This is a genomic window from Microbacterium sp. GXF7504 (assembly GCF_054798235.1).
Genome location: NZ_JBSJZI010000002.1, coordinates 386,990 through 413,904 on the forward strand (window position 1 = coordinate 386,990; position 26,915 = coordinate 413,904).

The following is a 26,915-nucleotide window of genomic DNA, read 5'->3' on the forward strand; positions in this document are numbered from 1 at the left end:
AGCCCCATGCGCCTCGTCTTCGCGGGTACCCCCGCGGCCGCCGTCCCCTCGTTGCGGCGCCTCGCCGCATCCGGTCACGAGATCGCGACCGTGGTGACGCGCAACGACGCGCCGCTCGGCCGCAAACGCGTGCTCACGCCGTCACCGGTCGCGCAGGCCGCGGAGGAGCTGGGCCTGCCCGTCCTGCGGACCGACCGGCTCGACGCCGACGCCACCGCCGCGATCACGGCGCTCGAGCCCGAGCTCGGGGTGATCGTCGCCTACGGCGGGCTCGTCCGCGAACCGCTCCTGTCGGCGCCCGCGCACGGCTGGATCAACCTGCACTTCTCGCTCCTGCCGCGGTGGCGCGGCGCCGCGCCGGTGCAGCACGCGCGCATCGCCGGCGACGCCGAGATCGGCGCCGCCGTGTTCCGGCTCGTGCCCGAGCTCGACGCAGGCGACGTGTACGAACAGCTGCGGATGCCGATGCCCGTGGCCACCGCGGGGGAGCTGCTCGAGACGCTCGCAGACACGGGTGCGGAGCTGCTCGGACGTGTGGTGGACGGGATCGCCGAAGGGGCCGCGGTCGCCGTCCCGCAGGAGGGCGAGCCCACGTACGCGCCGAAGCTCACGGCTGAGGACGGGCGGGTGCGCTGGGACGAGCCGCAGGACGCGGTGCTCAGCCGCATCCTCGGCACCACGCCGGAGCCGGGGGCGTTCACGACCGTCGACGGCGTGCGCGTGAAGCTCCTCTCCGTGCGAGCGGCGGACGATGCCGAACCGCTGTCGCCCGGAACGATCCGGCTCGTCGGGCGCGACGTGCTCGTCGGCACCGCGTCCGCTCCGCTCGTGCTCGAGCGCGTGCAGCCGGCCGGCAAGCAGGCGATGGCGGCCGCCGACTGGGCGCGAGGGCTCCGCGCGACCGATCCGGTGGCCGGCTCGTGAGCGCCCGGAGCGTCGCCTACGAGGTGCTGCGCGCCGTCGGCGAGTCGGATGCGTACGCGAACCTGCTGCTGCCCACGGCGATCGTCCGCGCCGGACTGGGGGAGAAGGACGCCGCGCTCGCCACGGAGCTCACCTACGGCACGCTCCGCCGCCAGGGCACGTACGACGCCATCATCGCCGCGGCGGCCGACCGGGACGTCGACGCCATCGACCCCGCCGTGCTCGATGCGTTGCGGCTGGGCGTCCATCAGCTGCTCGCGACCCGGATCGCCTCGCACGCGGCGGTGCACGAGACCGTCGAGCTCGTGCGGCGCGCTGCGGGCCGCGGCGCGACCGGGTTCGCGAACGCGGTGCTCCGCCGCATCGCCCGTGACACACCCGGGCAGTGGCTCGAGCGCGTCGAACGCGACGCGCGATCGGACGACGAGCGCATCGGCATCCGCACCTCGCATCCGGTGTGGGTCATCCGCGCGTTCCGGCGCGCCCTCGCCGCCGAAGGCCGCGCCGACGAGTTGGAGGCGCTGCTGGAGGCCGACAACGCCTCGCCCCGTGTCACGCTCGCGGTGCTTCCCGGGCTCGCGGAGCGGCCGGAGGGCCTCGCGGCCACGCCGTACTCGCCGGTCGGCGCCCGCTCGCGCGGCGGCGACCCGCAGTCCGTCGTCGCCGACGGCCGCATCCGGGTGCAGGACGAGGGCTCACAGCTCGCCGCGCTCGCGCTCAGCCGCGTCGAGCCGGTCCGGGCGGGGGAGCGCTGGCTCGACCTGTGCGCCGGTCCGGGCGGCAAGACCGCGCTCCTCGCGGCCGAGGCGCTCGCGGGGGGCGCGACGCTCGAGGCGAACGAGGTCGTGCCGGCGCGCGCCGGACTCGTGCGGAAGGCCGTCGCAGGGGTGCCGCTCGAGGTCGAGGTGAGCGAGGAGGACGGCCGCGACCGCGCGCGCCGCGGCACGTACGACCGCATCCTCGTCGACGCGCCCTGCACCGGGCTGGGGGCGCTGCGGCGGCGGCCCGAGGCGCGCTGGCGCAAGCGCCCCGCGGACGTCCCGGAACTCACGACGCTGCAGACGGGACTCGTCGACGCCGGGCTGTCGGCGCTGAAGCCCGGCGGAGTGCTCGCCTACGTGACCTGCTCGCCGCATCTCGCCGAGACGGCCGGGGTGCTCGGGGAGATCCGGCGGGCCTGGGGCGACGAGGTCGAGGAGCTCGACGCCCGCGCCGTCCTGCAGGAGCTCTCGCGCGAGCCGCTCGACCTCCCCGAGCCCGCGGACGGCTCCGGTCGCGCGCAGCTGTGGCCGCACCGGCACGGTACCGACGCGATGTTCATCTCGCTCCTACGCCGCCGCTGACCCGTTCACCGTCGCGAATGCTGCATGTCAGCGCCGGTGACCCTGCATCTGCGACGGATGAACCGTCCACAGCAGCGGCGCGGGAACGGGGCGGTGCAGTCGGGATAATGGGCGGGTGACCGGCATCCGCATCAACCCGTCCATCCTCGCCGCCGACTTCGTGAACATGCAGTCCGAGCTCGCCCGCATCGCCGCGGCCGACTTCGTGCACGTCGACGTCATGGACAACCACTTCGTGCCCAACCTCACGTTCGGCCCGCAGATGGTCGAGCGCATCCAGGCCACGAGCCCGATCCCGCTCGACGTGCACCTGATGATCACCGACCCCGACCGCTGGGCGCCCGGCTACGCGGAGCTCGGCGCGGCATCCGTCACGTTCCACCTCGAGGCCGCGAGCGAGCCGGTCGCGCTCGCGAAGCGCCTGCGCGACATCGGTTCGCGCGCCGGCGTCGCGGTGAAGCCCGCGACGCCCGTCGACAGCCTCTTCGACCTGCTCGACGACTTCGACCAGATCCTCGTCATGACCGTCGAGCCCGGCTTCGGCGGCCAGTCGTTCATGCCCGAGACGATGCCCAAGCTCCGCCGACTCGCCGACGAGGCCCGCCGCCGCGGGTCGTCGGTGTGGCTGCAGGTCGACGGCGGCATCTCCGAGTCGACGATCGCGCAGGCGGCCGAGGCCGGCGCCGACACGTTCGTCGCGGGCTCCGCCGTGTTCGGCGCCGACGACCCGGGGGCCGCCATCGCCGCGCTCCGGAGCGGTGCGGCGGCCCACCACCGGCACTGACCGGCCGCCCGTGCACCGCGGGGCCTCCCGCGTTCGGTACCCTGGGATGGTGAAGACGTTCGAGACGCTGTTCGCGGAACTGAGTGAGAAGGCGGCGACCCGACCCGCCGGATCCGGCACCGTGGCAGAACTCGACGCCGGCGTGCACACGATCGGCAAGAAGATCGTCGAAGAGGCCGCCGAGGTGTGGATGGCCGCGGAGTACGAGCCGCTGGACGCCGCCGCCGAGGAGATCTCGCAGCTCCTCTACCACCTCCAGGTGCTCATGCTCGCGAAGGGCCTGAGCCTGGAGGACGTCTACCGACATCTCTGAGCGCCGTCCCCCGACCGCTCAAGACCCGAAAGCTTTGCACCATGCTGCGTATCGCCGTGCCGAACAAGGGCTCTCTCTCCGAGACAGCCGCCGAGATGCTCGCCGAGGCGGGCTACATCGGACGCCGTGACCCCAAGGACCTCTACGTGTCCGACCCGGTCAACGACGTCGAGTTCTTCTACCTCCGCCCGAAGGACATCGCCACGTACGTGGGCTCCGGCGCCCTCGACGTCGGGATCACCGGCCGTGACCTGCTCCTGGACGCCCGGATGCCGGGCGCCCGTGAGATCGAGGCGCTCGGCTTCGGCGGGTCCACCTTCCGCTTCGCCGCCACGCCCGGCCGCTTCACCGAGGTGACCGACCTCGAGGGGATGCGGGTGGCGACCGCCTACCCGGGCCTGGTCGACCGCTTCCTCGACGAGCAGGGCGTCGCCGTCGACCTCGTGCCGCTGGACGGCGCCGTGGAGTCCGCGGTGCAGCTCGGCGTGGCGGACGCGGTCGCCGACGTCGTCTCGACCGGCACCACGCTGCGCCAGGCGGGACTCGAGATCTTCGGCCCGAAGCTGCTGGAGTCCGAGGCCGTGCTCATCACCGGCCCGGAGGAGCCCGAGGGCCTCGACACCCTGCTGCGTCGCCTGCGCGGTGTGCTCGTCGCGCGACGCTACGTGCTGGTCGACTACGACCTGCCCGCCGACCTCGTCGAGCAGGCGGTGGCGATCGCGCCCGGCATCGAGTCGCCGACGATCTCGCCGCTGCGCGACCCGAAGTGGGTGGCCGTGCGCGTCATGACGCCGCGCACCGGCGTGAACCGGGTGATGGACGACCTGTACGCGATCGGCGCGCGGGCGATCCTGGTCTCGGCCATCCACAACGCGAGGCTCTGACATGAGCCTGGTGTGCCGCGTGATCCCGTGCCTCGACGTCGCGGCGGGCCGGGTCGTGAAGGGCGTCAACTTCGAGAACCTCCGCGACATGGGCGACCCGGTCGAACTCGCCCGGTTCTACTACGAGCAGGGCGCCGACGAGATCACCTTCCTCGACGTCACGGCGACGGTCGACGAGCGTGCGACGACGTACGACGTCGTCCGCCGCACCGCCGAGGAGGTCTTCATCCCGCTCACGGTCGGCGGCGGCATCCGCACCGTCGACGACGTGGCGCGCCTGCAGGCCGTCGGCGCCGACAAGATCGGCGTGAACTCCGCCGCCATCGCGCGGCCCGACCTCATCGGCGAGATCGCCGACCGGTTCGGCGCCCAGGTGCTCGTGCTCTCGCTCGACATCAAGCGCGCCGACCACACGCCCTCCGGATTCGCCGTGACGACCCACGGCGGTCGCACGCTCACCGACCTGGACGCGCTGGCGTGGGCGAAGGAGGCCATCGAGCGCGGCGCCGGCGAGTTGCTGGTGAACTCGATCGACGCCGACGGCACGAAGGACGGCTTCGACCTCGAACTCGTCTCGCGCATGCGCGAGATCTCCTCGGTGCCGGTGATCGCGTCCGGGGGCGCCGGCGCTGCGGAGCACTTCGCCCCGGCGATCGACGCGGGCGCGGACGCGGTGCTCGCCGCATCCGTGTTCCACTCCGGCCAGCTCACCGTCGGGGACGTGAAGGCGGCGATGGCCGCGGAAGGGATCGCGGTGCGCCGATGAGCGAGTCCGTGGCGGCACGCATCGAGCGCGTCCGGTTCAACGACCACGGCCTGGTCGCCGCCATCATCCAGCAGTGGGACACGAAAGAGGTCCTCATGCTGGGCTGGATGGATGCGGAGGCCCTGGGCCGCACGCTCACCTCCGGCCGCGTCACGTTCTGGTCCCGCTCCCGTCAGGAGTACTGGCGCAAGGGCGACACCTCCGGGCACATTCAGCTCGTGAAGGGCGCCCGGCTCGACTGCGACGGCGACGCCGTCCTCGTGAGCGTGGAGCAGGTCGGGGTCGCGTGCCACACCGGCACACGCACCTGCTTCGACGCCGACGACCTCGATCCGGTGCAGGCGTGATCCGCCGAGCACGCCTGCTCTCGGTCCTCGGCGTGCTCGCGCCGGGGGCACTCATGCTCATCGGCTCCACGCAGACCTGGATCCACGTGGCGCTGCGCAGCGCGTCCGCATCCGACCTGACCGTGGCGGGCGCCGACGCGGTCACCGTCCTCGCGCCGCTCAGCCTCGCCGTGCTGGCGCTCGGGCTGGCCCTGTCGATCGTCGGCACCGTCCTGCGGTACGTCTTCGGCGCGCTCAGTGTGGCCGCCGGCGTCGGCATCCTCGCGCTCGTGGTGCCGGTCGTCACCGGTCCGCCGGTCGGTGCGTACGCCGGTGCCGTCACCGACGCCACCGGGATCACCGGCGACACCGCCGTCGCCGAGCTCGTCGCGACGCGCTGGCTGACCGCCTGGCCCGTCGTCACCGCCGTCGCCGCGCTGGTGCTCGTCACCGCGGGCCTGTTCGTGCTGGTCACGGCGCGCCGGTGGGTGCGAGGGGGCCGCAAGTACGAGGCGACGGCGCGCGATCACGCCGTCCACACGGATCCGAGCCGTCCGCTGGACGCGATCGACTCGTGGGACGACCTCAGTCGCGGCGACGATCCGACGACCGACGGTCCCGCCCGCTAGACTGACCCCGGGGCGCGGATCGGTGCGCCCGCATGCGAAGGAGACACATGAGCAACCCCATCGGTGACCCTGGACACGGCCACTCGCCGGCGGCTTGGACCGCCGTGATCATCATGCTCGTGGCGTTCACCCTCGGCACCCTCTTCTTCTGGTTCGACCTGCCGGTCCTGGTCTGGGCGAGCGCCGCGCTGCTCGTGGTCGGTCTCATCGTCGGCTGGATCATGGCGAAGGCCGGCTACGGCGCCAACGGGCCGAAGTACACGCCGAAAGAGCATTGAGCATGCTGGCCGACCTCACGGCCGGCTCCGTCGCGGATGCGGACACGCGTGCGCAGACGGTCCCGCTCGCAGAGGTCGAACGACGCGCCCTGGCCCAGCCCGCGGCACGCGACGCGCTCGCGGCGCTGGCGCCCGCGGACCGGGTGAAGATCATCGCCGAGGTCAAGCGCGCGAGCCCGTCCCGCGGCGACCTCGCGGCCATCCCCGACCCGGCGGCCCAGGCACGCAAGTACGAGGTCGGGGGAGCGAGCGCGATCTCCGTCCTCACCGAGGAGCGCCGCTTCAAGGGGAGCCTCGACGACCTGCGCGCGGTGCGCGCGGCCGTCGACGTACCGGTGCTGCGCAAGGACTTCATCGCGACGCCGTACCAGGTGATGGAGGCCCGCGCGGCCGGCGCCGACCTCGTACTGCTCATCGTGGCGGCGCTCGAACAGCCTGTGCTGGCCGAACTGCACGAGCTCGTCCTGCAGCTGGGCATGACCCCGCTCGTGGAGACCCACTCCGCGCAGGAGCTCTCGCGCGCGGCAGAGCTCGGCGCGAAGCTCATCGGCGTCAACGCCCGCGACCTCACCACCTTCGAGCTCGACCGCGACCTCTTCGGCCGCCTGTCCGGCTCGTTCCCCTCCGATGCGATCAAGGTCGCTGAGTCGGCCGTGCTCACCCCCGCCGACGTCGCGCACTACCGTTCCGCGGGCGCCGACGCGGTGCTCGTGGGCGAGGCCCTCGTGACCAGCGACCCCGTCGTCACCCTCCGCGCCTTCCTGGGAGCATGAACATGAGTCTTCGCGATGCGAAGGGACCCTTCTTCGGCGAGTTCGGCGGGCGCTACATGCCCGAGTCGCTCATCGCTGCGATCGACGAGCTGACCGCCGTCCACGAGGAGGCGATGGCCGATCCCGCGTTCCACGCGGAGCTGACCGAGCTGCTGCACTCGTACGCCGGCCGGCCGTCGGTGCTCACCGAGGTGCCGCGGTTCGCCGAGCACGCCGGCGGCGCCCGGGTCTTCCTCAAGCGCGAGGACCTGAACCACACGGGCTCCCACAAGATCAACAACGTCCTGGGCCAGGCGCTGCTCACCAAGCGGCTCGGCAAGACGCGGGTCATCGCCGAGACCGGCGCCGGCCAGCACGGCGTCGCCACGGCGACCGCGGCCGCCCTGTTCGGCCTGGACTGCGTGATCTACATGGGGGAGGTCGACACCGAGCGACAGGCGCTCAACGTCGCCCGGATGCGGCTCCTGGGTGCCGAGGTCGTGCCCGTGACGACGGGTTCGCGCACCCTGAAGGACGCCATCAACGAGGCGTACCGCGACTGGGTCGCGAGCGTCGAGACGACCAACTACATCTTCGGCACCGCCGCCGGTCCGCATCCGTTCCCGGCGATGGTGCGCGACTTCCAGAAGATCATCGGCGAGGAGGCCCGCGCGCAGCTGCTCGAGCAGGCGGGACGGCTTCCCGACGCCGTGTTCGCCTGCGTCGGCGGCGGCTCCAACGCGATCGGCATGTTCGACGCGTTCCTCGACGACGCGGACGTGAAGCTCTACGGCGTGGAGGCCGCCGGCGACGGCGTCGACACGCCCAAGCACGCGGCGTCCATCGAACGGGGCCGCCCCGGTGTGCTGCACGGCGCGAAGACCTTCGTGCTGCAGGACGAGGACGGCCAGACCGTCGAATCCCACTCGATCTCCGCGGGCCTCGACTACCCGGGCGTGGGCCCGGAGCACGCCTGGCTCGCCTCGATCGGCCGCGCCGACTACATCCCCGCCACCGATGACGAGGCCATGCAGGCGCTCCGGCTGCTCAGCCGCACCGAGGGCATCATCCCGGCCGTCGAATCCGCACACGCCCTGGCCGGCGCGCTGCGCGTCGGCAAGGAACTCGGACCCGACGCGCTGCTCGTCGTGTGCCTGTCCGGTCGCGGCGACAAGGACATGGACACCGCCGCGCGGTACTTCGACCTGTACGACCGCGAGGCCGCGGGCGACGGTGAGCCCGTCGCCGTGCCCGAACCCGACGACGCCGCCTCCGGCGAAGGAGTGGAACTGTGAGCTCCCGTGTCGCCGCCGCCGTCGAGGCGGCCAACGCAGAAGGCCGCGGCGCCTTCATCGGCTACCTCCCGCTGGGGTACCCCGACCTGCGCACGAGCATCGAAGCCGCCGTCGCCCTCGCCGAGAGCGGCGCGGACGTCATCGAGCTCGGCCCGCCCTACTCGGACCCGGTCATGGACGGCCCGCTCATCCAGGAGGCCACCAACGCGGCGCTGGAGGCCGGCTTCCGCCTGCGCGACCTCTTCCCAGCGGTCGCGGAGATCACGTCCCGCACCGACGTGCCGGTGGTCGTCATGACGTACTGGAACCCGGTGTTCCAGTACGGCGTCGACCGCTACGCGGACGACCTGGCCGCCGCGGGCGGCGCCGGGCTCATCACGCCCGACATCACCCCGGAGGCGGCGGCGGACTGGATCGCCGCGAGCGAGCGCACCGGTCTCGACCGGATCTTCCTCGCCGCACCCACCTCGAGCGACGAGCGGCTCGACCTCGTGACGCAGAACACCACGGGCTTCGTGTACACCGTGTCGACCATGGGGATCACGGGGGAGCGTGCCGACCTCGACGCCGCCGCCCGCACCCTCGTCGGCCGTCTGCGTGCGCACGGCGACGTGCACCCGTGCGTCGGCATCGGCATCTCCACGCCCGAGCACGTGGCGACGACGGTGGGGTACGCGGACGGCGCGATCGTCGGCTCCGCGCTGGTGCGCGCGCTTCGCGACGGCGGCGTCGAAGGACTCCGCGAGACGGCGAAGGCCCTCGCGGCGGCCACCCGCCGCTGACCGGGGCGTTGCGTCCCGGCGGAGGCCGATAGACTCGCGGTCGTGACTTTTTCGGCAGTGCCCGTGTTCGCCAGCATCCCGAGCCCCTCGATCAGCTACATCGACCTCGGGCCACTGCGCATCCACTTCTACGCGATCTGCATCATCGTCGGCATCGTCGTCGCGGTGCTGCTGACGAACCACCGGCTGACGAAGCGCGGCGCCGAGCCGTGGGTGGTCATCGACGTCGCGCTCTTCGCGGTTCCGCTCGCGATCATCTGCGCCCGGATCTACCACGTGCTCACCCACCTCGGGTTCTACGTGGGGGAGGGCAAGAACACCTGGAACCCGTTCGAGCCCGGCTCGGTGTGGGCGATCTGGGAGGGCGGCATCGCGATCTACGGTGCGCTCATCGGCGGCGCGATCGGCGTGCTGCTCGGTTGCCGCTGGACCGGACTGCGGTTCTGGACGGTCGCCGACGCCATCGCGCCCGGGCTCATCATCGCGCAGGCGCTCGGCAGGTTCGGCAACTGGTTCAACCAGGAGCTCTTCGGCCTTCCGACCGACGCCTGGTGGGGGCTGGAGATCGACCCCGGCAACCCGGCGATCCCGGTGGGTCTGCCCGCGGACACGCTGTTCCAGCCGACCTTCCTCTACGAGGTGGCCTGGAACCTCCTCGGCGCCGCCGTGCTCCTGTGGGCCGGTCGGACGTTCACCCTCCAGTGGGGTCGGCTGTTCGGGCTCTACCTCGTCTGGTACTCCGCCGGCCGCATCGTGTGGGAGTCGATCCGCATCGATCCGTCCGAGATCATCCTGGGGCTGCGCACGAACGTGTGGGCCGCGATCATCGGCGTCGTGCTGGGCCTGGCGATCATGCTCGTGCAGAAGCGCCGTCACCCCGGACTGGAGCCTTCGCCCTACATGCCGGAGCGTGTCCCGGATTCGCTGCTCCCGACTGTACAATCGCAGAACAGCGATGAGTTCGTCGACGTGAGCGCACCCCCCACGTCCGGATCCGCATCGGGCACCGCCACAAGCTGAGCCCCCTCGAAAGTCTCGGGCCGACGTCGTCCCAGCATCAAGCACACATGTGAGGACGGTAGGTATGGCATCGCGCCCCCGTCACAGTTCCACCGCCGGTACCGGGTCGTTCCCCGCGAAGCAGGGGATGTACAACCCGGCATTCGAGAAGGACGCCTGTGGTCTGGCCATGGTCGCCACCCTGCGCGGCGAGCCCGGGCACGACATCGTCGACCTCGCGCTCACGGCGCTGCGCAACCTCGAGCACCGCGGTGCCATCGGTTCCGACGCCGGCACCGGCGACGGCGCCGGCATCCTCACCCAGATGCCGGACGAGTTCCTGCGCGCGGTGGTCGACTTCGACCTGCCCCCGGTGGGGGAGTACGCCGCCGGACTCGCGTTCCTGCCGCGCGACGCCGACGAGCGTGCCGCGCTGAAGGCGGAGATCGCTCGGATCGCCGAGAGCGAGAACCTCGTCGTCCTCGGATGGCGCGAGGTGCCGACGGCCGAGGAGCACCTCGGCAAGCTCGCACACGACGCCCGTCCCTCCTTCGAGCAGCTCTTCGTCTCGCGCCCGGCCGTCGGCGACGCGCCCGCGCTGTCGGGCATCGCGCTCGACCGTCGCGTCTACCGCCTGCGTAAGCGCGCGCAGCGCGAGGCGAACGCCTACTTCGTGACGCTCTCCAGCCGCACGCTCGGCTACAAGGGCATGGTCACCACGCTGCAGCTCGAGCCGTTCTACCCCGACCTGCAGGACGAGCGGTTCGCGACCGAACTCGCCGTGGTGCACTCCCGGTACTCCACGAACACCTTCCCGTCGTGGCCGCTCGCGCAGCCGCTCCGGATGCTGGCGCACAACGGCGAGATCAACACCGTCAACGGCAACCGCAACTGGATGCGGGCGCGGCAGTCGCAGCTGGAGTCGGAGCTGCTCGGCGACATCGACCCGCTGCTGCCGATCTGCACGGAGGGCGCGAGCGACTCGGCGAGCTTCGACGAGGTGCTGGAGCTGCTGACCCTCACCGGTCGCAGCCTGCCCCACGCCGTCATGATGATGGTGCCCGAGGCGTACGAGAAGCAGCCCGACGTCGACCCGAAGCTCCGCGCGTTCTACGAGTACCACTCGATGCAGATGGAGCCCTGGGACGGCCCCGCCGCCCTCATCTTCACCGACGGCACCGTCGTCGGCGCCACCCTCGACCGGAACGGCCTGCGGCCGGGCCGCTGGACCGAGACGACCGACGGCCTCGTGGTCATCGGCTCCGAGACCGGCGTGCTGGACTTCGAGCCCGAGCGCATCAAGCGTCGCGGCCGCCTCCAGCCCGGGCGCATGTTCGTGGTCGACACCGCCCAGCGGCGCATCATCGAGGACCGCGAGATCAAGTCCGAGCTCGCCGAACTCGAGCCGTGGCAGGAGTGGCTGGATGCCGGCCGCGTGCGGCTGGCCGACCTCCCCGAGCGCGAGCACATCGTGCACCCGATCGCCTCGATCACCCGCCGTCAGCGCACGTTCGGCTACACCGAGGAGGAGGTCCGCCTCCTCCTGACCCCGATGGGCCAGAACGGCGCCGAGCCGCTCGGTGCGATGGGCAGCGACACCCCGGTCGCCGTGCTCAGCGAGCGTCCGCGCCTGCTGTTCGACTACTTCGTGCAGCAGTTCGCCCAGGTGACCAACCCGCCGCTCGACTCGATCCGCGAGGAGGTCGTGACCTCGCTCGCGCTGGGGCTCGGTCCGGAGCGGAACCTGCTGGACTGGGGACCCGACCACACCCGCGTCATCACGCTGGACTTCCCGGTCATCGACAACGACGAGCTGGCCAAGCTCCAGAACATCGACAAGGCCCTGCCGGGCCGGCGCTCGGTGACCATCCGGGGGCTCTACCACTTCGACCAGGGCCCCGGTGCGATGGAGGCCCGCCTCGACGAGATCGCCGCCGAGGTCGACGCGGCGATCGCGGACGGCGCGGAGTTCATCATCCTTAGCGACCGCGACTCGAACAAGGACCTCGTCCCGATCCCGTCGCTGCTGCTGGTGTCCTCGGTGCACCACCACCTCATCCGCCGGCAGAACCGCATGAAGGTCGGTCTGGTCGTCGAGGCCGGTGACGTGCGTGAGGTCCACCACGTGGCGACCCTGCTCGGGTACGGCGCGTCCGCCGTGAACCCCTACCTCGCGATGGAGACCGTCGAGTACCTCGTGCGCGCCGGGTTCATCACCGGCATCACCCCCGAGAAGGCCGTCAAGAACCTGATCTACGCGCTCGGCAAGGGCGTGCTGAAGATCATGTCCAAGATGGGCATCTCCACGGTGTCGTCCTACGCCGGCGCACAGGTGTTCGAGGCGGTGGGGCTCTCCGAGGAGTTCGTCGCCAAGTACTTCACCGGCACCGAGACGAAGCTCGGCGGCATCGGCATCGAGCAGATCGCGGCCGAGAACCAGGCCCGCCACGACTTCGCCTACCCCGAGGACGAGGCTGCGCGTGCGCACGAGCGGCTGTGGACCGGCGGCGAGTACCAGTGGCGTCGCGACGGTGCACCGCACCTCTTCAACCCCGACACGGTCTTCCGGCTGCAGCACTCCACCCGGACTCGCCGCTACGACATCTTCCGCGAGTACACGAAGCTCGTCGACGACCAGGCCGCCGAGCTGAAGACGCTGCGCGGGCTCTTCAAGCTGCGCACCGGTCAGCGTCCCCGGGTCCCGCTCGACGAGGTCGAGCCGGTGTCGTCGATCGTGAAGCGGTTCTCCACCGGTGCGATGAGCTACGGCTCCATCTCCAAGGAGGCGCACGAGACGCTCGCGATCGCCATGAACCGGATCGGCGGCAAGTCGAACACCGGTGAGGGCGGCGAGGACGTCGAGCGCCTGCTCGACCCGGAACGCCGCAGCGCGATCAAGCAGGTCGCGTCGGGACGTTTCGGTGTGACGAGCCTCTACCTCACCGAGGCGGACGACATCCAGATCAAGCTCGCACAGGGCGCCAAGCCCGGCGAGGGCGGTCAGCTGCCGCCGCAGAAGGTGTACCCGTGGGTCGCCCGCACGCGTGGCGGCACCCCCGGCGTCGGGCTCATCTCGCCGCCCCCGCACCACGACATCTACTCCATCGAGGACCTCAAGCAGCTCATCTTCGACGTCAAGCGCGCGAACCCCGAGGCGCGCGTGCACGTCAAGCTCGTGAGCCAGTCCGGCATCGGCGCGGTCGCCGCAGGCACCGCGAAGGCCCTGGCCGACGTCATCCTGGTCTCCGGCCACGACGGCGGCACGGGCGCGAGCCCGATGAACTCGCTCAAGCACGCGGGCACCCCATGGGAGCTCGGCCTGGCCGAGACCCAGCAGACCCTCATGCTGAACGGGATGCGGGACCGCGTCGTCGTGCAGGTCGACGGTCAGCTGAAGACCGGCCGCGACGTGGTCATCGGCGCACTGCTCGGTGCCGAGGAGTTCGGCTTCGCGACCGCGCCGCTGGTCGTGTCCGGCTGCATCATGATGCGCGTCTGCCACCTCGACACCTGCCCGGTGGGTGTCGCCACGCAGAACCCGCTGCTGCGCTCGCGCTTCACGGGCAAGCCCGAGTTCGTCGTGAACTTCATGGAGTTCATCGCCGAGGAGGTGCGCGAGTACCTCTCCGAGCTCGGCTTCCGCAGCCTCGACGAGGCGATCGGTCACGCCGAACTGCTCGACGTCGACGGTGCGATCGAGCACTGGAAGGCGAGCGGCCTCGACCTGACCCCGGTGCTCGAGGGCCCGGCGTTCGCCGAGGACGTGCCTCGTCGGCACCTGGTCGACCAGGACCACGAGCTCGACCAGCACTTCGACGTGCAGCTCATCGAGCGCGCGCAGGACGTCATCGCGAACGGCGGGCACGTCACGATCGACGTGCCGGTGCGCAACACCGCGCGCGCGGTGGGGACGCTCCTCGGCCACCACGTGACCAAGGCGCACGGCGAGAACGGGCTGCCGACGGGTTCGATCGAGGTGAACCTCACCGGTTCGGCCGGACAGTCGTTCGGCGCGTTCATGCCCGCGGGCATCACCCTGCGGCTCGAGGGCGACTCGAACGACTACGTCGGCAAGGGGCTCTCCGGCGGCCAGATCGTGGTTCGCCCGCCCCGCGCCTCGCGGTTCGCCGCCGCGGAGAACGTCATCGCCGGCAACGTCATCGGCTACGGCGCCACGCAGGGGACCATGTTCCTGAGCGGCACCGTCGGCGAGCGGTTCCTCGTCCGCAACTCCGGTGCGACCGCGGTCGTCGAAGGCGTCGGCGACCACGCGCTCGAGTACATGACCGGCGGCCTCGCCGTCATCCTCGGCAAGACCGGCCGGAACCTCGGCGCCGGCATGTCCGGTGGCATGGCGTACATCTACCGGCTCGACACCGCTCAGGTGAACCGCGAGGCGCTGGCCTCCGGCGAACTGGAGCTGGGGGAGCTCGGCTCCGGCGATGCGGAGATGCTCCGCGACCTGCTCACGCGGCACGTCGCGGAGACGGGCTCCGAACTCGCCGCATCCCTTCTCGAGGAGTTCGAGGAGGAAGTCAAGAACTTCGTGCGGGTGCTCCCGCGCGACTACGCGGCCGTGCTGCAGACCCGTGAAGAGGCACTGGCCGAAGGCCTGGATCCCGACGGCGACGTCGTCTGGAACCGGATCCTGGAGGTGACGGGTGGCTGATCCCAAAGGTTTTCTGAAGGTCACCGAGCGGGAGCTCCCGCCGCGGCGGCCGGTGCCGGTCCGCATCATGGACTGGAAAGAGGTCTACGAGCCGGGCGACTCGGCGGTGCTCCGCCGACAGGCGAGCCGCTGCATGGACTGCGGCATCCCGTTCTGCCACAAGGGCTGCCCGCTCGGGAACCTCATCCCGGAGTGGAACGACCTGACCTGGCGGGGCGAGGGCCGCGCGGCGAGCGAGCGGCTCCACGCCACGAACAACTTCCCGGAGTTCACGGGCCGACTGTGCCCGGCGCCGTGTGAGAGCTCGTGCGTGCTGGGAATCAACCAGCCCGCGGTGACGATCAAGCAGATCGAGGTCTCGATCGTCGACGAGGCGTTCTCCCACCAGTGGGTCGAACCGGAGCCGCCCGAGCGCCTCACCGGCAAGACGGTCGCGGTCGTCGGATCCGGCCCCGCGGGCCTGGCCGCCGCGCAGCAGCTCACCCGTGCCGGTCACACCGTCGCGGTGTTCGAGCGCGACGACCGCATCGGTGGCCTCCTGCGCTACGGCATTCCCGACTTCAAGATGGAGAAGCGTCACGTCGAGCGTCGCCTCCGGCAGATGCAGGACGAGGGCACCCGGTTCCGTGCCGGCGTCGAGATCGGCAAGGACATCACCTGGTCCGAGCTCCGTCGCCGCTACGACGCGGTCGTGGTGGCCACGGGGTCCACGGTGCCGCGTGACCTGGCGATCCCCGGCCGCGACCTCGAAGGCGTCCACTTCGCGATGGAATACCTCGTGGAGGCGAACAAGGCCAACGCGGGCGACCAGGTCCCGAACCAGATCTCCGCCGAGGGCAAGCACGTCGTCGTCATCGGCGGCGGCGACACCGGCGCCGACTGCATCGGCACGGCCCACCGCCAGGGCGCGCTCAGCGTCACCAACCTCGCCATCGGCAAGCAGCCGCCGGCGGCACGGACCGACGCGCAGCCGTGGCCCATGATGCCGACGCTCTTCGAGGTGCAGTCCGCGCACGAGGAGGGCGGCGAACGCCACTTCCTCGCGTCCACCGTCGAGTTCCTCGGGAACGAGGCGGGGGAGGTCCGGGCACTCCGCGTCGCCGAGACCGAGTTCGTCGACGGTCGTCGCGTGCCCAAGAGCGGCACCGAACGGGAGATCCCGGCCGACCTCGTGCTCATCGCGATGGGCTTCACCGGCCCCGAGCGCGACACGCTGGGGGAGCAGACCTCCGCGCAGTTCACCGACCGCGGCAACCTCCAGCGCGACGCGCAGTACCAGACCGACGAGCCCGGCGTGTTCGTGGCCGGCGACGCGGGTCGCGGTCAGTCGCTCATCGTGTGGGCGATCGCCGAGGGTCGTGCCGCTGCCGCCGCCGTGGACACGTACCTCATGGGCCGCACGGCCCTGCCGTCCCCCGTCGCTCCCACGGATGTCGCGATCGGCCTTACACACGCGTAGGGTAGAGGGAACCCCCCAACCTCTGAAAAAACCGAACAATTTACCGGAGCACGATAAACGGATGAGACGCGCGAAGATCGTCGCCACCCTCGGCCCGGCAACATCCTCCTACGAGATGGTCCGCGCGATCATCGACGCAGGGGTGGACGTTGCCCGCCTCAATCTCAGTCACGGCGATTACTCCGTGCACGACGCGAACTTCGCGAACGTGCGGCGAGCCGCCGACGACGCCAACCGGGCGGTCGCGGTGCTCGTCGACCTGCAGGGCCCGAAGATCCGCCTCGGGCGGTTCACCGACGGCCCCCACGAGCTCGCACCCGGCGACATCTTCAAGATCACGGTCGAGGACGTCCCCGGCACGAAGGAGCTCGTCTCCACGACGTTCAAGGGCCTGCCCCAGGACGTCAAGCCGGGCGACTTCCTGCTGATCGACGACGGCAAGGTGCGGGTCGAGGTCGTCGAGACCGACGGCACCGTCGTGACCACCAAGGTCATCGTCGGCGGCCCGGTCTCGAACAACAAGGGCATCAACCTGCCCGGCGTCGCGGTCAACGTGCCCGCGCTGTCGGAGAAGGATGAGGCGGACCTCCGCTGGGGCCTGCGCACCGGTGCCGACATCATCGCGCTGTCGTTCGTGCGGAACGCCGCCGACGTCGAGCGCGTGCACGAGATCATGGCCGAGGAGGGTCGCAAGATCCCCGTCATCGCCAAGATCGAGAAGCCGCAGGCGGTCGACAACCTCGAGGAGATCATCGACGCCTTCGACGGCATCATGGTCGCCCGTGGCGATCTCGGCGTCGAGCTGCCGCTCGAGGCCGTGCCGATCGTGCAGAAGCGCGCGGTCGAGCTCTGCCGCCGCATGGCGAAGCCCGTCATCGTCGCCACGCAGATGCTCGAGTCGATGATCGAGAACCCGGTGCCGACCCGCGCCGAGACCAGCGACGTCGCGAACGCGGTGCTCGACGGTGCGGACGCGGTCATGCTCTCGGGCGAGACCAGCGTCGGCAAGTACCCCGTGGGCGTCGTCGAGACGATGGCGCGCATCATCGAGTCGACCGAGGACCACGGTCTCGAGCGCATCCAGCCGCTCAACACGAAGCCGCGCACCCAGGGCGGCGCGATCACCCTCGCCGCGATGGAGGTCGCCGACTTCGTCGACGCGAAGTTCGTCTGCATCTTCACCGAGTCCGGTGACACCGCGCGCCGCATGTCGCGCCTGCGTCCCCGGTTCCCGATGGTGGCGTTCGCGCCCGACCCGGCGATCCGTCGCCGCATGGCGGTCACCTGGGGCATCCAGTCGACCCTGGTCGAGCACGTCGCGCACACCGACCTCATGTACCTGCAGGTCGACAACTTCTTCCTCGGCAACGGCCTGGCCGCCGAGGGCGACACGGTCGTCGTGATCTCCGGGTCCCCTCCCGGGATCATCGGTTCCACCAACGACATCCGCATCCACAAGATCGGCGACGCCGTCAACGGCCGCGCGCCCATCTACAAGGCCGGCATGTAACGGTCGCAGATGCGAGAAGGGGTCCCGGAGACGGGGCCCCTTCGTCGTTGCAGGGCTCAGTCGTCGAGCCGGTCACGCACCCAGGCCATGACCGCCGGGAGGGCGCCGAGCACCGAGATGTGCCCGGCGCCGGCGACGACCCAGCGCTCGACGTCCGGCAGCGCCGCGAAGAGTCAGTCGGCGTGCGCGAGGGGCACGACACGGTCGTCCGTGCCGTGCACGAGGAGGACGGGGGAGCGCACGTCCGCCGGGGCGAACCCCCACGGTTGCACGAACGCCGCGTCGTCGTCGACGAGTCCGTCGTCGCCCCACTCGGCGGATGCCGCCACATCCGCCCCGAGCGCGGCCCACGGACCTGCAAGCAGCATCCGGTCGTCGTCGTTGAAGCTGTCGGGATCGAACTCGTCGGTGAGTGCGAACGCGGCACGGGCTGCCCGCCCCTCCTGAGCCGCGCGGAGCGCCCCGGGCGCCGCCATCCCGTCCCACCACCAGGGTGCATCTTCGAAGGGTGCGAGCCCGGCGAGGCAGACGGCGGCGGGCACCCGTGCGCCCTGCATGGCCGCGCACGCGAGCGCGTGCGGCGCACCACCGGACGCGCCGATCGTGACGTACCGGGAGACCCCCGCTGCGTCCGCGACGGCGGCGTCGGCGGCCGCCGCGGCGACCCGCCTGCCCGGCCGCGGCGTCGACCCGCCGTATGCGGGCCTCGCGTACGACAGCATCCGGATGCCGTGGGCCGTGGCCGCATCGAGCACCGGCGCGATGAGGCGTCCGGTCTGCGGTGACCCGTGGAACCACATGGCCGCGGGCCCGTCGCCGCCGGAGTCGTACGCGATAAGGGTCCCGGCATCCGTCCGAACGGTGTGCTGTGTGACCACGCCGCGAGCGTATCCGGCGTCGGCACGCGCGCACAGAAGTCACGCAGTGTCAGCCGCGGATTACGCAATCGCACCGGGCGCACTACGCGATTCCCGACCGTGAACTACCTGAAGCGGATTAATTCCGGTTCCCGGCGGTCCGGCGGTCCCTACCTTCGGATCTGCGGCACCGCGGGGAGTGCCTTCCCGGACCGGGAATCCACTCGGTCGAGCCCCCTGCAGTCGTGCCTCGGAACACAAAGGGAGTGCACCAGTGGGAGCCACCAACAAGACTACCGATCCGCGTACCCGTCGCCGGCGGATGCTGGCCGTGATGGCCGGCGGCCTCGCCCTCGCCGTGGGCGGCACCATGACCCTCGCGAGCTGGACCGACAGCGAGTGGGTGTGGGGTGGCGCGGCGGACGGTTCCGACAACCCCGGCATCGGGACGAGCACATTCAAGGTGCTGCAGAACACTGACCCGGATGTGGCGGGGCTCGATTGGGATGATGCTTGGACGGAAGAGCCGGCTAAGAACGGTGGGCGGCTGGTCTTCAGCCCTCTGACGGGCCAGGGCGGCAGTCTCGCCGCTCTCACACCTGGGCAGAAGTTCTACGCGCCGGTGGCGCTGAAGACGGACGATGGCTCGGTTGCGGGTTCGGTTCTGTTGAAGGGCGCCGTCTCGGCCAATGGTCCCCACACCGAGACCGAGCTCTGGAACTACCTGGGGGTTCGTGTCTCTGTGCAAACTCTCGACTCCCGCGATGTCCCGGTTGCTTGCAACGCCGAGGCTTTCGGTGCTGACATCCCTGTGGTCGTGGGGGCTGACGGCCCTGCGCTGCTCGGGACGAGGGGGGCGGAGACCGAGATCGCTGAGAACGGCAAGTCCATCCACTACTACTGCTTCGAGATCTCGCTTCCGAACACCGAGGAGACACAGACGCTCCAGGGGCTGACCGCTGCGCCCGCCTGGGAATTCTTCTCCACCTCCAACTGACCCGGCAGACATGGACCTGACCGCCATGGAACCCCGTTCGGCCGCCGCCCCCACGTCGGCGGCCGAACGGTCCAAGGACATCGGCCTCTGGATCATCGGCACGCTCGGGCTGCTGGCCCTGACCTGGTTCCTCGTCTCCCAGCTGTTCGGGCTGACGGTGATCACGTTCCGCACCGGATCGATGACCCCCACCTACCCGCAGGGGGCGGCTGCCGTCAGCATCCCGACGGATGCGGCCGACCTCGAGGTGGGCGACGTCGTCACGGTCGAGCGCGAGGGGCAGCTGCCGATCACGCACCGCATCGTCGACATCCGCGCTGCCGAGGATCCCTCGCAGCGGACGATCACGATGCAGGGCGACGACAACGACTGGCCGGACCGCGAGCCCTACACGGTCGGTGAGGTCAAGCGCGTGCTGTTCGGCCTCCCCGGCGCGGGCACCGCCCTCACCGTGATGCAGACCCCGGCCGCGTTCGGTGTGCTGACCGTCGGCCTCGCCGCCCTCATCACCTGGGGCCTCTGGCCCACCTCCACGCAACGAAAGACCCAGGAAGCCGAATGACGCGCACCACCCCGCGGCGAACCCTGCCGGGAGCACTCCGCATCGCGGGCGTCCTGCTGGTCGCCTCCGGCCTCGTCGTCTCGGGGATCCAGACCGCGCAGGCGTTCACTGCCATCACGGAGACGGGTCGCGCCGGTCTGCTCCAGCTCGCCTGGGGCGACACCCCGCAGCAGATCGACGACATCGGGCCGGGGGAGACCCACCATTGGCAGATCCGGGCAAGCGTCTCAGATGCTGACGCAGAGACACTCGATCTGACGCTCCGCGCCGAAGGCGCCCTGGTGACGGACGACGACGGACTCCGCATCGCACTCCGGCGTTGCGACATCCCATTCACGAATCTCGACGGTTCCCCCACCTGCGCCGACGGCGCAGAGACCATCCTCTCCACCACGCGTGTCGCAGAGGTCGCCTCATCGACCTCCGGCGCGCGGTGGGACCTGCCGCCCGTGACGGTGGACGCGCCGCAGTACATCCTCGCCACCCTGTCCAGCCCGGCCGGCACGCCGAACGCGACCGAGCGCCGTACCGCCTCCATCGGGTTCGGTTTCACGGCGCAGGGCGCCGACCCCGCCGGTGAGACGCCCGGCGACACCGGCGGCGTGGCGTCCCCGGTCGACGGTGACGATGCCGGGGCGCAGCGGCTCCCGAGCGTCCTCGCGGTCACAGGATTCGATCCCCTCGGGCCGCTGCTGCTCGCACTCGGTCTCACCGGTCTCGGCGCGGCACACCTCATCGTCTCCCGCAGGATGAAGCAGGAACAGGCATGACCCCGACCCGACGCAAGGACCTGCGCCGTGGCCTCGCCGCCGCGCGGCGCCGGAAGGTCCGACACGGACTGGCCGCGAGCGCCGCCATCCTCGGACTGACCGTCTCCACCATCGTCGCGGTCGACGCCTCCCAGGCGTCCTGGAACGACAGCGAGTGGGACCACGCCGCCGTCGGCACCCTCGACTGCACCGTCGCGGACGGTCTCGCATCTCAGGCCACGGGCCGCGTTCTCGACGCGGCACTCCTCGGCGTCCCGATCGACCCGCTCGCAGCGCTCGGCGGCCTGCACGTGGAGAACGACGGCGGCACCGCCATCCCGACACCTGGGACCGCTGACGGGTTCGATGAGGACCCGAACACGTACACCCGGAACCTGAACCTTGGGCTGCTCTCTGACCTCATCAGCGTGAACGCAGGACTTGGTCTCCCGCTCGAACTCGGTGCCGGGGTTTACGGCCAGTACGGGCAGGCCCGCCCCGATGGCCGGTCGATCGGGGCGGCGGGGGTTGTGGGTGACCAGGGCGCGGTCGACCTTGACATGGCCCGTGACCCGAGCACCCCGGACATCGCGACCATCAACCTGCGCGACCTCGTGCTCCTGGGGAGCCCGCTTGCAGCGACCGTCACCGACCTCAACCTCAACGTCGGCGCCGTCGCCTCGAAAGCTGAGCTTGACGGCTGCGAAGCTGCGTGGGTCGGAATGACCGCGGACACAGCCAAGCGCGACTACGGGATCGCAGGTCTTGACCTGACGTTGGAAAGCGACACCGTCGGCGCCCTCGCAACCGCACTGGACGGCACCATCGAGGTGCTCGAGACGGGGATCAACTCGACACTGATCGGGCTGACCGGCGGGATTAGTGACCTGCTGGATGATCCAACAGCAATCCTTCGCGCTGTCGGACTTGGGGTTGCAGGTGGCACGGCTGTCACCGTCGATATCGGCGAGGGCGTGGACCTCAGCGGGCTTACCGCGCTGCTGCGCACACCCGTCGGCGGGAACGGGGTTCTCATCGACCTGCAGAGCGGAACCGTGCAGGTCGACCTCGCAACGATCGCCGGGAAGGTGTACGGAAGCCCCGACGGCTCGCTCAACGGGCTCACACCGAACACGAGCGTGCTCACCGCCCCGGTTCTCGCAGAGATCCTCAGCCGTGTGGACGCGGTCATCGACGAGCTGTACCTGGACATCCGCAACGTGGTGAGACAGGCGATCTTGCAGGTGAAGCTCACAGTCGACGTCGCCATCCCCATCACCGCAACCGTGACGCTCCTCGGCATCATCCCGCTCGTGAACGTCGACGCGGGGGCGGTGCACGTCACGTTGACCGGGGACATCGGCGCGATCCTCGGCGAAGCCGGGTACGACGAGCAGGCGGTCACGCTCGACGTCTCACTTGACCCAGTCAAGGAAGCCACGCTCCTGGGGCTCATCGACCTGCCAGCGTGGTTGGGGATCACAGCCGTTTTGAACGCGCTCATCGACGTCGTGAACGTCGCTTTGGGTGCAGTCACCGGCAGCCTGGAAGGTCTCGTAAACGTTGCCGTGAAGGGGGCGTTGGCAGCGCTGCTCGATGAGGTGCTCGGGACCGGTGAGGACGGCGGTCTCGTCGGCGGTGTGCTCAGCGGGCTGACCGGTGTGGTCACGGCCCTGGTCACCGAACTCAGCGACGTGCTCGACCTGCTCACCCAGGTGGCAACCATCGACGTCAACGCTCAACCGGACCAGGACCCGAACCCTGGCGTGCCCGGGCGGCTCGGGGAACCGGCCGGCGGGGAGTTCTTCGTCAGCGCCCTCCGAGTCGGAGTGCTCGACGGGCCCGACCCGGGCGCTGGGTCCCTGCTCAACCTCTGGCTGGCGACATCCAGCGTCGGCCCCAACAGCCACTGAATGGAAGTACGAGCGACATGAACCACCATGCCACGAGCCGGCGGCGGCTCGCGGGCGCTGTGACTGCAGCCGCTCTCGGAATCGGGAGCACCCTGCTAGCGGCACCCGCGTACGCCGCGGCGGACCCGCTCCCGTGGGACGAGTTCTACGCGCCCCTGTGTGCGGGGAACACCGATGACGACCCGACCAAGCAGGTCGGGGGTGTGGAAGACCTGACCCTCATGCATGGGCAGCGCCTGGCGGAGTTCAACGCGGGGAAGGTCGTCCCGCTCTTCGACGCGTACGGTGCGAACCAGACCGACGACGCGTTCCCTGCCGTGTGCGGCACCCGGTACGTCGAAGGTGTCGGAGCGGTGTCCGAGTGGATGTTCTGCACGGACATCTGGTCGAAGGTGTGCGCCGGCACGTCCCCGGAAGGTGACATCCTCGCCAACGAGGGCATGCCCGTTCCCGGGTACGATCGGAAGCCGGGGAACCCGAAGCTGAGCGCGGACCAGGAGAAGCTCATCGCCTGGCTCATCCAGAACGGCCACTCGTACAACGGAGTCGGCTACTGGCATTTTGGCGCCCGGTGGGCCGCACAGGACACCACGTCGGCGCAGCGTGCGTCCCTGCAGGTGCTCGTCTGGTGCATCAGCGACCCGGTAGACCCGGCGTATGAGCCGGAGCTGGCAGCGACGTGCGAGCAGAACATGTCCGCGACCGAGCAAGCGCGGCTGCTGGCACAGATCCCGGACGACCCGGAGATCACGATGGCGTTCGCGGAGTCTGGTGCGACGTTCGAGGTGGGAGAGGGCGCCGAGTTCGAACTGACCACCAACCTGTATGGTCAGCCCATCACGCTGGATGTCGACGGCACCACCGGGACGTTCCAGGTCGTCGACGGGGACGCCGTCTACGACGCTGCAGCAGGCGAGCTCACCGTCACCGGCACCGACCCGGCGACCACGACCACCGTCCGCCTGGGCTTCACCGCGGACGCCGCCGGTTCCGTGTTCCTGTCCGCTACCGCAACGCCGGCGTCCCGGACGAACATCGGCTGGAACCAGAGCCCCGGCATCCCGGGCGATGTCGACTGCCAGGTGTTCGCGACGTTCCACTCGAGCGAACGCCAGACGGTGACCGCGACCGCAGGCGCGAACTTCACCGGCACCGACCCGCACGAGCCTACGGACCCGACGGACCCCGAAGACCCCACGGACCCGACGGAACCCGAGGAGCCGACCGACCCCACGGAACCCGAGGAGCCGACCGACCCCACGGAACCCGAGGAGCCGACTGACCCCACGGAACCCGAGGAGCCGGTAGACCCGAGTGACCCGGAAGAGCCGGAAGAGCCGGTAGACCCGACGGACCCGGAGGAGCCGGTAGACCCGGAGGAGCCGGTAGAGCCTGCTGACCCCGCGGAGCCCACGGACCCGACGAACCCCGAAGCGCCGACCGACCCGACGGACCCCGAGGAGCCGACCGAACCCGAAGAGCCGACCGAACCCGACGGACCCCGAGGAGCCGACCGAACCCGAAGAGCCAACCGACCCCACGGAGCCCGAGGAGCCGGTAGACCCGACGGACCCGGAAGACCCGCGTGACCCGGAAGAGCCGGTAGACCCGACAGACTCCGAGGAGCCGGTAGACCCGACAGACCCCGAGGAGCCGGTAGACCCGACGGAGCCGATCGACCCGACGGAGTCCGAAGAGCCGGTTGAGCCTGTTGGTCCTGCCGGGCCCGAGGCGCCGGACGCGCCCGTGACGGAGACGGCCACGCCGCAGCCGCTGCTCGCAGCGACCGGTGCGGGGCTCGCCCCCGCGCTGCCGATCGGCCTCGCGCTGCTGGCGGTGGGCGGCGTGATCGCCGCCATCCGACGGGCGCGCCCTGAGGAAGTCCCGCAGGAGGACTGACCCCGGAAACCGGAACGGGGCGTCCAGCGATCCGCTGGGCGCCCCGTTCCGTCTGTGCTGGTGCCGGCGGTGGGAGTCGAACCCACACACCTTTCGGTAACCGAGTTTGAGTCGGTCGCGTCTGCCATTCCGCCACGCCGGCATGTGCGCGATGCGCACCCAACGACGATACCGCGTGCGGCACGGGCGCCGAGACTGCATCTCCGCGCCGAGACTGCTGACAATGGATGCAGTCTCGTGGCGCAGATGCAGTCTCGCGGTCCACACCCGCCACCCGCCCGCGGCGCTCGGGGCGCTTGGCGCGCGCGGACGACGCGGGGACAATGGCGGGATGCGGGAGCACGAGCACGACCACGGCACCGGGGGAGGGGACCCCGCCTGCTGGCTCTCGATCGTGTGCACCGAGTGCGGCGCGGTCGTCGGGGGCGAGGTCTGTGATCGGTGCGGCACGCGTCGAACGGAAGAACCCGAATGCACACCGACCTGACCGACCTCCTCGGCATCCGGCATCCGATCCTCCTCGGCCCGTTCGGCGGCCTCAGCTCGGTCGAGCTCGTCGCCGCGGTGAGCGCGAGCGGCGGTCTCGGCTCGTACGGGCTCTACGGCTACGACGGCGACCGGGTCACCGAGACGGCCGCCGCGATCCGCGCCGCGACGGATCGGCCGTTCGCCCTCAACCTCTGGCTGCCGCTCGGCCGGGCCGAGCACGGCGCGCCCTTCGACGCGGCCGTCGCCGCCGTCCGCGACCTGTTCGCCGAGGTCGGCGTCGAACCGCCGACCGCGCCGCCCGAGACCTTCCTGCCGCCGGTCGACGTGCAGTGGGAAGCGGCGGTGACGGCCCGTCCGGCTGCGATCAGCTGCGTCTACGGCATCCCGTCGACCGCGCAGCTCGACGCCGCGCACGCGGCGGGCATCACGGTGATCGGCACCGCGACGACGGTGGCCGAGGCGGTCGCCCTCGAGGCCGCCGGCGTCGACGCCGTCGTGGCGACGGGCTTCGAGGCGGCGGGACACCGGGTGTCGTTCCTCCGGGATGCGGAGGCGTCGCTCGTCGGCACGTTCGCGCTCGTCCCGCAGGTCGCGGACGCGGTCGGCATCCCGGTCGTCGCGGCGGGCGGGATCGCGGACCATCGCGGTGTGCGCGCCGCGTTCGCGCTCGGCGCGTCCGGGGTGCAGGTCGGCACGGCGTTCCTGCGCACCCGGCAGTCGGCGGCATCCGACGCGCACCGCCGCACGATCGCGTCGACCGCCGCGGAGGACGCCGTGCTCACCCGGGCGATGAGCGGCCGGCTCGCCCGTGGCGCACGCAACCGCGCGATGCGCACGATCGAGGAGGCCGGCGCGATCGCAGCGTTCCCGGTGCAGAACTGGCTCACCGGCGGATTCCGTGCCGCCGCAGGCCGTGCAGGCCTCGGGGACCTGCAGTCGTTGTGGCTCGGCCAGCCGGCGCCGCTCGCGACGCGGGAGGACGCGGACGAGGTCTTCGCCGAGCTGCTCGCCGGGGTCCCGGACTGACACCCGCATTCCGGGCGGAGCGCTCCCACGGGCATCCCCGCGGTTGGCGTAGGATTCTAAGGTGACTGAGCAAGAGGAAACCGCGAAATCCGCACCTGCCCCCCGTCGGGTCGTCGTGGCCGAGGACGAGTCGCTGATCCGCATGGACATCGTCGAGATCCTGCGCGACAACGGCTTCGACGTCGTCGGTGAGGCCGGCGACGGTGAGACGGCGGTGGCACTGGCCACGGAGCTTCGTCCCGACCTCGTCATCATGGACGTGAAGATGCCCCAGCTCGACGGCATCTCGGCGGCCGAGAAGCTCAGCAAGGCGCACATCGCCCCGGTCGTGCTCCTCACCGCGTTCAGCCAGAAGGAACTCGTCGAGCGCGCGAGCGAGGCCGGCGCCCTCGCCTACGTGGTGAAGCCGTTCACCCCCAACGACCTGCTCCCGGCGATCGAGATCGCCCTCGCCCGGTACGAGCAGATCATCACGCTCGAGGCCGAGGTCGCCGACATGGTCGAGCGCTTCGAGACCCGCAAGCTCGTCGACCGGGCCAAGGGCCTGCTGAACGAGAAGATGGGCCTCACCGAGCCCGAGGCGTTCCGCTGGATCCAGAAGGCGTCGATGGACCGCCGCCTCACCATGCAGGACGTCGCCAAGGCGATCATCGAACAGCTCGCGCCCAAGAAGGCCTGAGCCTCGCCGCTCCCGCGGTCTTCGACATCGT

General features: G+C 70.8%; 25 protein-coding genes and 1 tRNA gene. 24 read left to right on the forward strand and 2 right to left on the reverse strand.

The window, feature by feature from the left end:
- Window positions 1-6 precede the first annotated feature (6 nt).
- From fmt to pyk, 16 genes are all read left to right on the forward strand, one after another.
- Window positions 7-924: a methionyl-tRNA formyltransferase gene (gene fmt / locus ACWAUO_RS05940; RefSeq protein WP_460773875.1), complete on the forward strand. Its 918-nt coding sequence runs from the start codon at window positions 7-9 to the stop codon at window positions 922-924.
- Window positions 921-2,267, forward strand: a complete 1,347-nt coding sequence (locus tag ACWAUO_RS05945; RefSeq protein WP_460773876.1) for an RsmB/NOP family class I SAM-dependent RNA methyltransferase — start codon at window positions 921-923, stop codon at window positions 2,265-2,267. Before fmt ends, ACWAUO_RS05945 begins: the two co-directional genes overlap by 4 nt.
- A 115-nt stretch (window positions 2,268-2,382) precedes the next feature.
- Complete coding sequence (gene rpe / locus ACWAUO_RS05950; protein ID WP_460773877.1) at window positions 2,383-3,051, forward strand: ribulose-phosphate 3-epimerase; 669 nt, start codon at window positions 2,383-2,385, stop codon at window positions 3,049-3,051.
- 49 nt (window positions 3,052-3,100) lie between these two features.
- Complete coding sequence (locus tag ACWAUO_RS05955) at window positions 3,101-3,364, forward strand: phosphoribosyl-ATP diphosphatase (protein ID WP_460773880.1); 264 nt, start codon at window positions 3,101-3,103, stop codon at window positions 3,362-3,364.
- 41 nt (window positions 3,365-3,405) lie between these two features.
- A complete protein-coding gene (gene hisG / locus ACWAUO_RS05960) occupies window positions 3,406-4,248 on the forward strand; it encodes an ATP phosphoribosyltransferase (protein ID WP_460773881.1) in 843 nt (280 codons plus the stop codon).
- A gap of 1 nt (window position 4,249) precedes the next feature.
- On the forward strand, window positions 4,250-5,014 hold the full coding sequence (gene hisF, locus ACWAUO_RS05965) for an imidazole glycerol phosphate synthase subunit HisF (RefSeq protein WP_460773883.1): 765 nt from the start codon (window positions 4,250-4,252) through the stop codon (window positions 5,012-5,014).
- A complete protein-coding gene (hisI, locus tag ACWAUO_RS05970) occupies window positions 5,011-5,361 on the forward strand; it encodes a phosphoribosyl-AMP cyclohydrolase (protein WP_460773884.1) in 351 nt (116 codons plus the stop codon). The genes hisF and hisI overlap by 4 nt, the downstream gene beginning before the upstream one ends.
- Window positions 5,358-5,969 carry a Trp biosynthesis-associated membrane protein gene (locus ACWAUO_RS05975; protein ID WP_460773886.1) on the forward strand — a complete coding sequence of 204 codons (612 nt, stop codon included), beginning with the start codon at window positions 5,358-5,360 and terminating at the stop codon, window positions 5,967-5,969. The genes hisI and ACWAUO_RS05975 overlap by 4 nt, the downstream gene beginning before the upstream one ends.
- Before the next feature lie 47 nt (window positions 5,970-6,016).
- Window positions 6,017-6,247 carry a DUF6704 family protein gene (locus ACWAUO_RS05980; RefSeq protein WP_460773887.1) on the forward strand — a complete coding sequence of 77 codons (231 nt, stop codon included), beginning with the start codon at window positions 6,017-6,019 and terminating at the stop codon, window positions 6,245-6,247.
- Between the two features lie 2 nt (window positions 6,248-6,249).
- Window positions 6,250-7,020, forward strand: a complete 771-nt coding sequence (gene trpC / locus ACWAUO_RS05985; protein WP_460773889.1) for an indole-3-glycerol phosphate synthase TrpC — start codon at window positions 6,250-6,252, stop codon at window positions 7,018-7,020.
- A gap of 2 nt (window positions 7,021-7,022) precedes the next feature.
- Window positions 7,023-8,294: a tryptophan synthase subunit beta gene (trpB, locus tag ACWAUO_RS05990; protein WP_460773890.1), complete on the forward strand. Its 1,272-nt coding sequence runs from the start codon at window positions 7,023-7,025 to the stop codon at window positions 8,292-8,294.
- Complete coding sequence (gene trpA, locus ACWAUO_RS05995) at window positions 8,291-9,076, forward strand: tryptophan synthase subunit alpha (RefSeq protein WP_460773892.1); 786 nt, start codon at window positions 8,291-8,293, stop codon at window positions 9,074-9,076. The genes trpB and trpA overlap by 4 nt, the downstream gene beginning before the upstream one ends.
- Before the next feature lie 42 nt (window positions 9,077-9,118).
- The gene (gene lgt / locus ACWAUO_RS06000) at window positions 9,119-10,096 is read left to right on the forward strand and encodes a prolipoprotein diacylglyceryl transferase (RefSeq protein ID WP_460773893.1); all 978 of its coding nucleotides are present in this window, start codon (window positions 9,119-9,121) and stop codon (window positions 10,094-10,096) included.
- Between the two features lie 64 nt (window positions 10,097-10,160).
- The gene (gltB, locus tag ACWAUO_RS06005; protein WP_460773895.1) at window positions 10,161-14,744 is read left to right on the forward strand and encodes a glutamate synthase large subunit; all 4,584 of its coding nucleotides are present in this window, start codon (window positions 10,161-10,163) and stop codon (window positions 14,742-14,744) included.
- Window positions 14,737-16,203 (forward strand): glutamate synthase subunit beta, encoded by a 1,467-nt coding sequence (locus tag ACWAUO_RS06010; protein ID WP_460773897.1) that lies wholly within the window; start codon window positions 14,737-14,739, stop codon window positions 16,201-16,203. Before gltB ends, ACWAUO_RS06010 begins: the two co-directional genes overlap by 8 nt.
- Window positions 16,204-16,264: 61 nt before the next feature.
- Window positions 16,265-17,713, forward strand: coding sequence for a pyruvate kinase (gene pyk / locus ACWAUO_RS06015; RefSeq protein WP_460773899.1), 1,449 nt, complete (start codon window positions 16,265-16,267; stop codon window positions 17,711-17,713).
- Window positions 17,714-17,886: 173 nt separating this feature from the next.
- Here pyk and ACWAUO_RS06020 read toward each other — a convergent pair whose 3' ends face one another.
- The gene (locus tag ACWAUO_RS06020) at window positions 17,887-18,591 is read right to left on the reverse strand and encodes an alpha/beta fold hydrolase (RefSeq protein ID WP_460773901.1); all 705 of its coding nucleotides are present in this window, start codon (window positions 18,589-18,591) and stop codon (window positions 17,887-17,889) included.
- A 253-nt stretch (window positions 18,592-18,844) separates the two neighbouring features.
- On the opposite strand from ACWAUO_RS06020, the gene ACWAUO_RS06025 reads away from it, so the two are divergent.
- The 6 genes from ACWAUO_RS06025 to ACWAUO_RS06050 all read left to right on the forward strand — a co-directional run bounded on the left by ACWAUO_RS06025 (window position 18,845) and on the right by ACWAUO_RS06050 (window position 24,690).
- Window positions 18,845-19,567 carry a SipW-dependent-type signal peptide-containing protein gene (locus ACWAUO_RS06025; RefSeq protein ID WP_460773903.1) on the forward strand — a complete coding sequence of 241 codons (723 nt, stop codon included), beginning with the start codon at window positions 18,845-18,847 and terminating at the stop codon, window positions 19,565-19,567.
- 10 nt (window positions 19,568-19,577) lie between these two features.
- Window positions 19,578-20,129, forward strand: a complete 552-nt coding sequence (locus tag ACWAUO_RS06030) for a signal peptidase I (RefSeq protein ID WP_460773904.1) — start codon at window positions 19,578-19,580, stop codon at window positions 20,127-20,129.
- On the forward strand, window positions 20,126-20,899 hold the full coding sequence (locus ACWAUO_RS06035; RefSeq protein WP_460773906.1) for a hypothetical protein: 774 nt from the start codon (window positions 20,126-20,128) through the stop codon (window positions 20,897-20,899). Before ACWAUO_RS06030 ends, ACWAUO_RS06035 begins: the two co-directional genes overlap by 4 nt.
- Window positions 20,896-22,791 carry a choice-of-anchor G family protein gene (locus tag ACWAUO_RS06040; RefSeq protein ID WP_460773907.1) on the forward strand — a complete coding sequence of 632 codons (1,896 nt, stop codon included), beginning with the start codon at window positions 20,896-20,898 and terminating at the stop codon, window positions 22,789-22,791. The genes ACWAUO_RS06035 and ACWAUO_RS06040 overlap by 4 nt, the downstream gene beginning before the upstream one ends.
- Window positions 22,792-22,808: 17 nt before the next feature.
- Window positions 22,809-24,380, forward strand: a complete 1,572-nt coding sequence (locus ACWAUO_RS06045) for a hypothetical protein (RefSeq protein ID WP_460773908.1) — start codon at window positions 22,809-22,811, stop codon at window positions 24,378-24,380.
- 157 nt (window positions 24,381-24,537) lie between these two features.
- A complete protein-coding gene (locus ACWAUO_RS06050; protein ID WP_460773910.1) occupies window positions 24,538-24,690 on the forward strand; it encodes a hypothetical protein in 153 nt (50 codons plus the stop codon).
- Window positions 24,691-24,748: 58 nt separating this feature from the next.
- On the opposite strand, the gene ACWAUO_RS06055 is transcribed toward ACWAUO_RS06050, so the two are convergent.
- Window positions 24,749-24,832 (reverse strand) — tRNA-Leu (locus tag ACWAUO_RS06055).
- A gap of 329 nt (window positions 24,833-25,161) precedes the next feature.
- Here ACWAUO_RS06055 and ACWAUO_RS06060 point away from each other — a divergent pair.
- Window positions 25,162-26,205, forward strand: a complete 1,044-nt coding sequence (locus ACWAUO_RS06060) for an NAD(P)H-dependent flavin oxidoreductase (RefSeq protein ID WP_460773911.1) — start codon at window positions 25,162-25,164, stop codon at window positions 26,203-26,205.
- Window positions 26,206-26,266: 61 nt separating this feature from the next.
- A complete protein-coding gene (locus ACWAUO_RS06065; RefSeq protein WP_460773913.1) occupies window positions 26,267-26,884 on the forward strand; it encodes an ANTAR domain-containing response regulator in 618 nt (205 codons plus the stop codon).
- Window positions 26,885-26,915 lie beyond the last annotated feature (31 nt).

What these genes read in the sequence shown, in the direction of transcription:
- ACWAUO_RS06035 (WP_460773906.1), top strand. Translation starts at nt 20,126, where the DNA reads ATGACGCGCACCACCCCGCGGCGAACCCTGCCGGGAGCACTCCGCATC.
- ACWAUO_RS05980 (WP_460773887.1), top strand. Translation starts at nt 6,017, where the DNA reads ATGAGCAACCCCATCGGTGACCCTGGACACGGCCACTCGCCGGCGGCT.
- ACWAUO_RS06045 (WP_460773908.1), top strand. Translation starts at nt 22,809, where the DNA reads ATGAACCACCATGCCACGAGCCGGCGGCGGCTCGCGGGCGCTGTGACT.
- ACWAUO_RS06040 (WP_460773907.1), top strand. Translation starts at nt 20,896, where the DNA reads ATGACCCCGACCCGACGCAAGGACCTGCGCCGTGGCCTCGCCGCCGCG.
- hisI (WP_460773884.1), top strand. Translation starts at nt 5,011, where the DNA reads ATGAGCGAGTCCGTGGCGGCACGCATCGAGCGCGTCCGGTTCAACGAC.
- hisG (WP_460773881.1), top strand. Translation starts at nt 3,406, where the DNA reads ATGCTGCGTATCGCCGTGCCGAACAAGGGCTCTCTCTCCGAGACAGCC.
- ACWAUO_RS06060 (WP_460773911.1), top strand. Translation starts at nt 25,162, where the DNA reads ATGCACACCGACCTGACCGACCTCCTCGGCATCCGGCATCCGATCCTC.
- pyk (WP_460773899.1), top strand. Translation starts at nt 16,265, where the DNA reads ATGAGACGCGCGAAGATCGTCGCCACCCTCGGCCCGGCAACATCCTCC.
- gltB (WP_460773895.1), top strand. Translation starts at nt 10,161, where the DNA reads ATGGCATCGCGCCCCCGTCACAGTTCCACCGCCGGTACCGGGTCGTTC.
- hisF (WP_460773883.1), top strand. Translation starts at nt 4,250, where the DNA reads ATGAGCCTGGTGTGCCGCGTGATCCCGTGCCTCGACGTCGCGGCGGGC.
- fmt (WP_460773875.1), top strand. Translation starts at nt 7, where the DNA reads ATGCGCCTCGTCTTCGCGGGTACCCCCGCGGCCGCCGTCCCCTCGTTG.
- trpC (WP_460773889.1), top strand. Translation starts at nt 6,250, where the DNA reads ATGCTGGCCGACCTCACGGCCGGCTCCGTCGCGGATGCGGACACGCGT.
- ACWAUO_RS06030 (WP_460773904.1), top strand. Translation starts at nt 19,578, where the DNA reads ATGGACCTGACCGCCATGGAACCCCGTTCGGCCGCCGCCCCCACGTCG.
- trpB (WP_460773890.1), top strand. Translation starts at nt 7,023, where the DNA reads ATGAGTCTTCGCGATGCGAAGGGACCCTTCTTCGGCGAGTTCGGCGGG.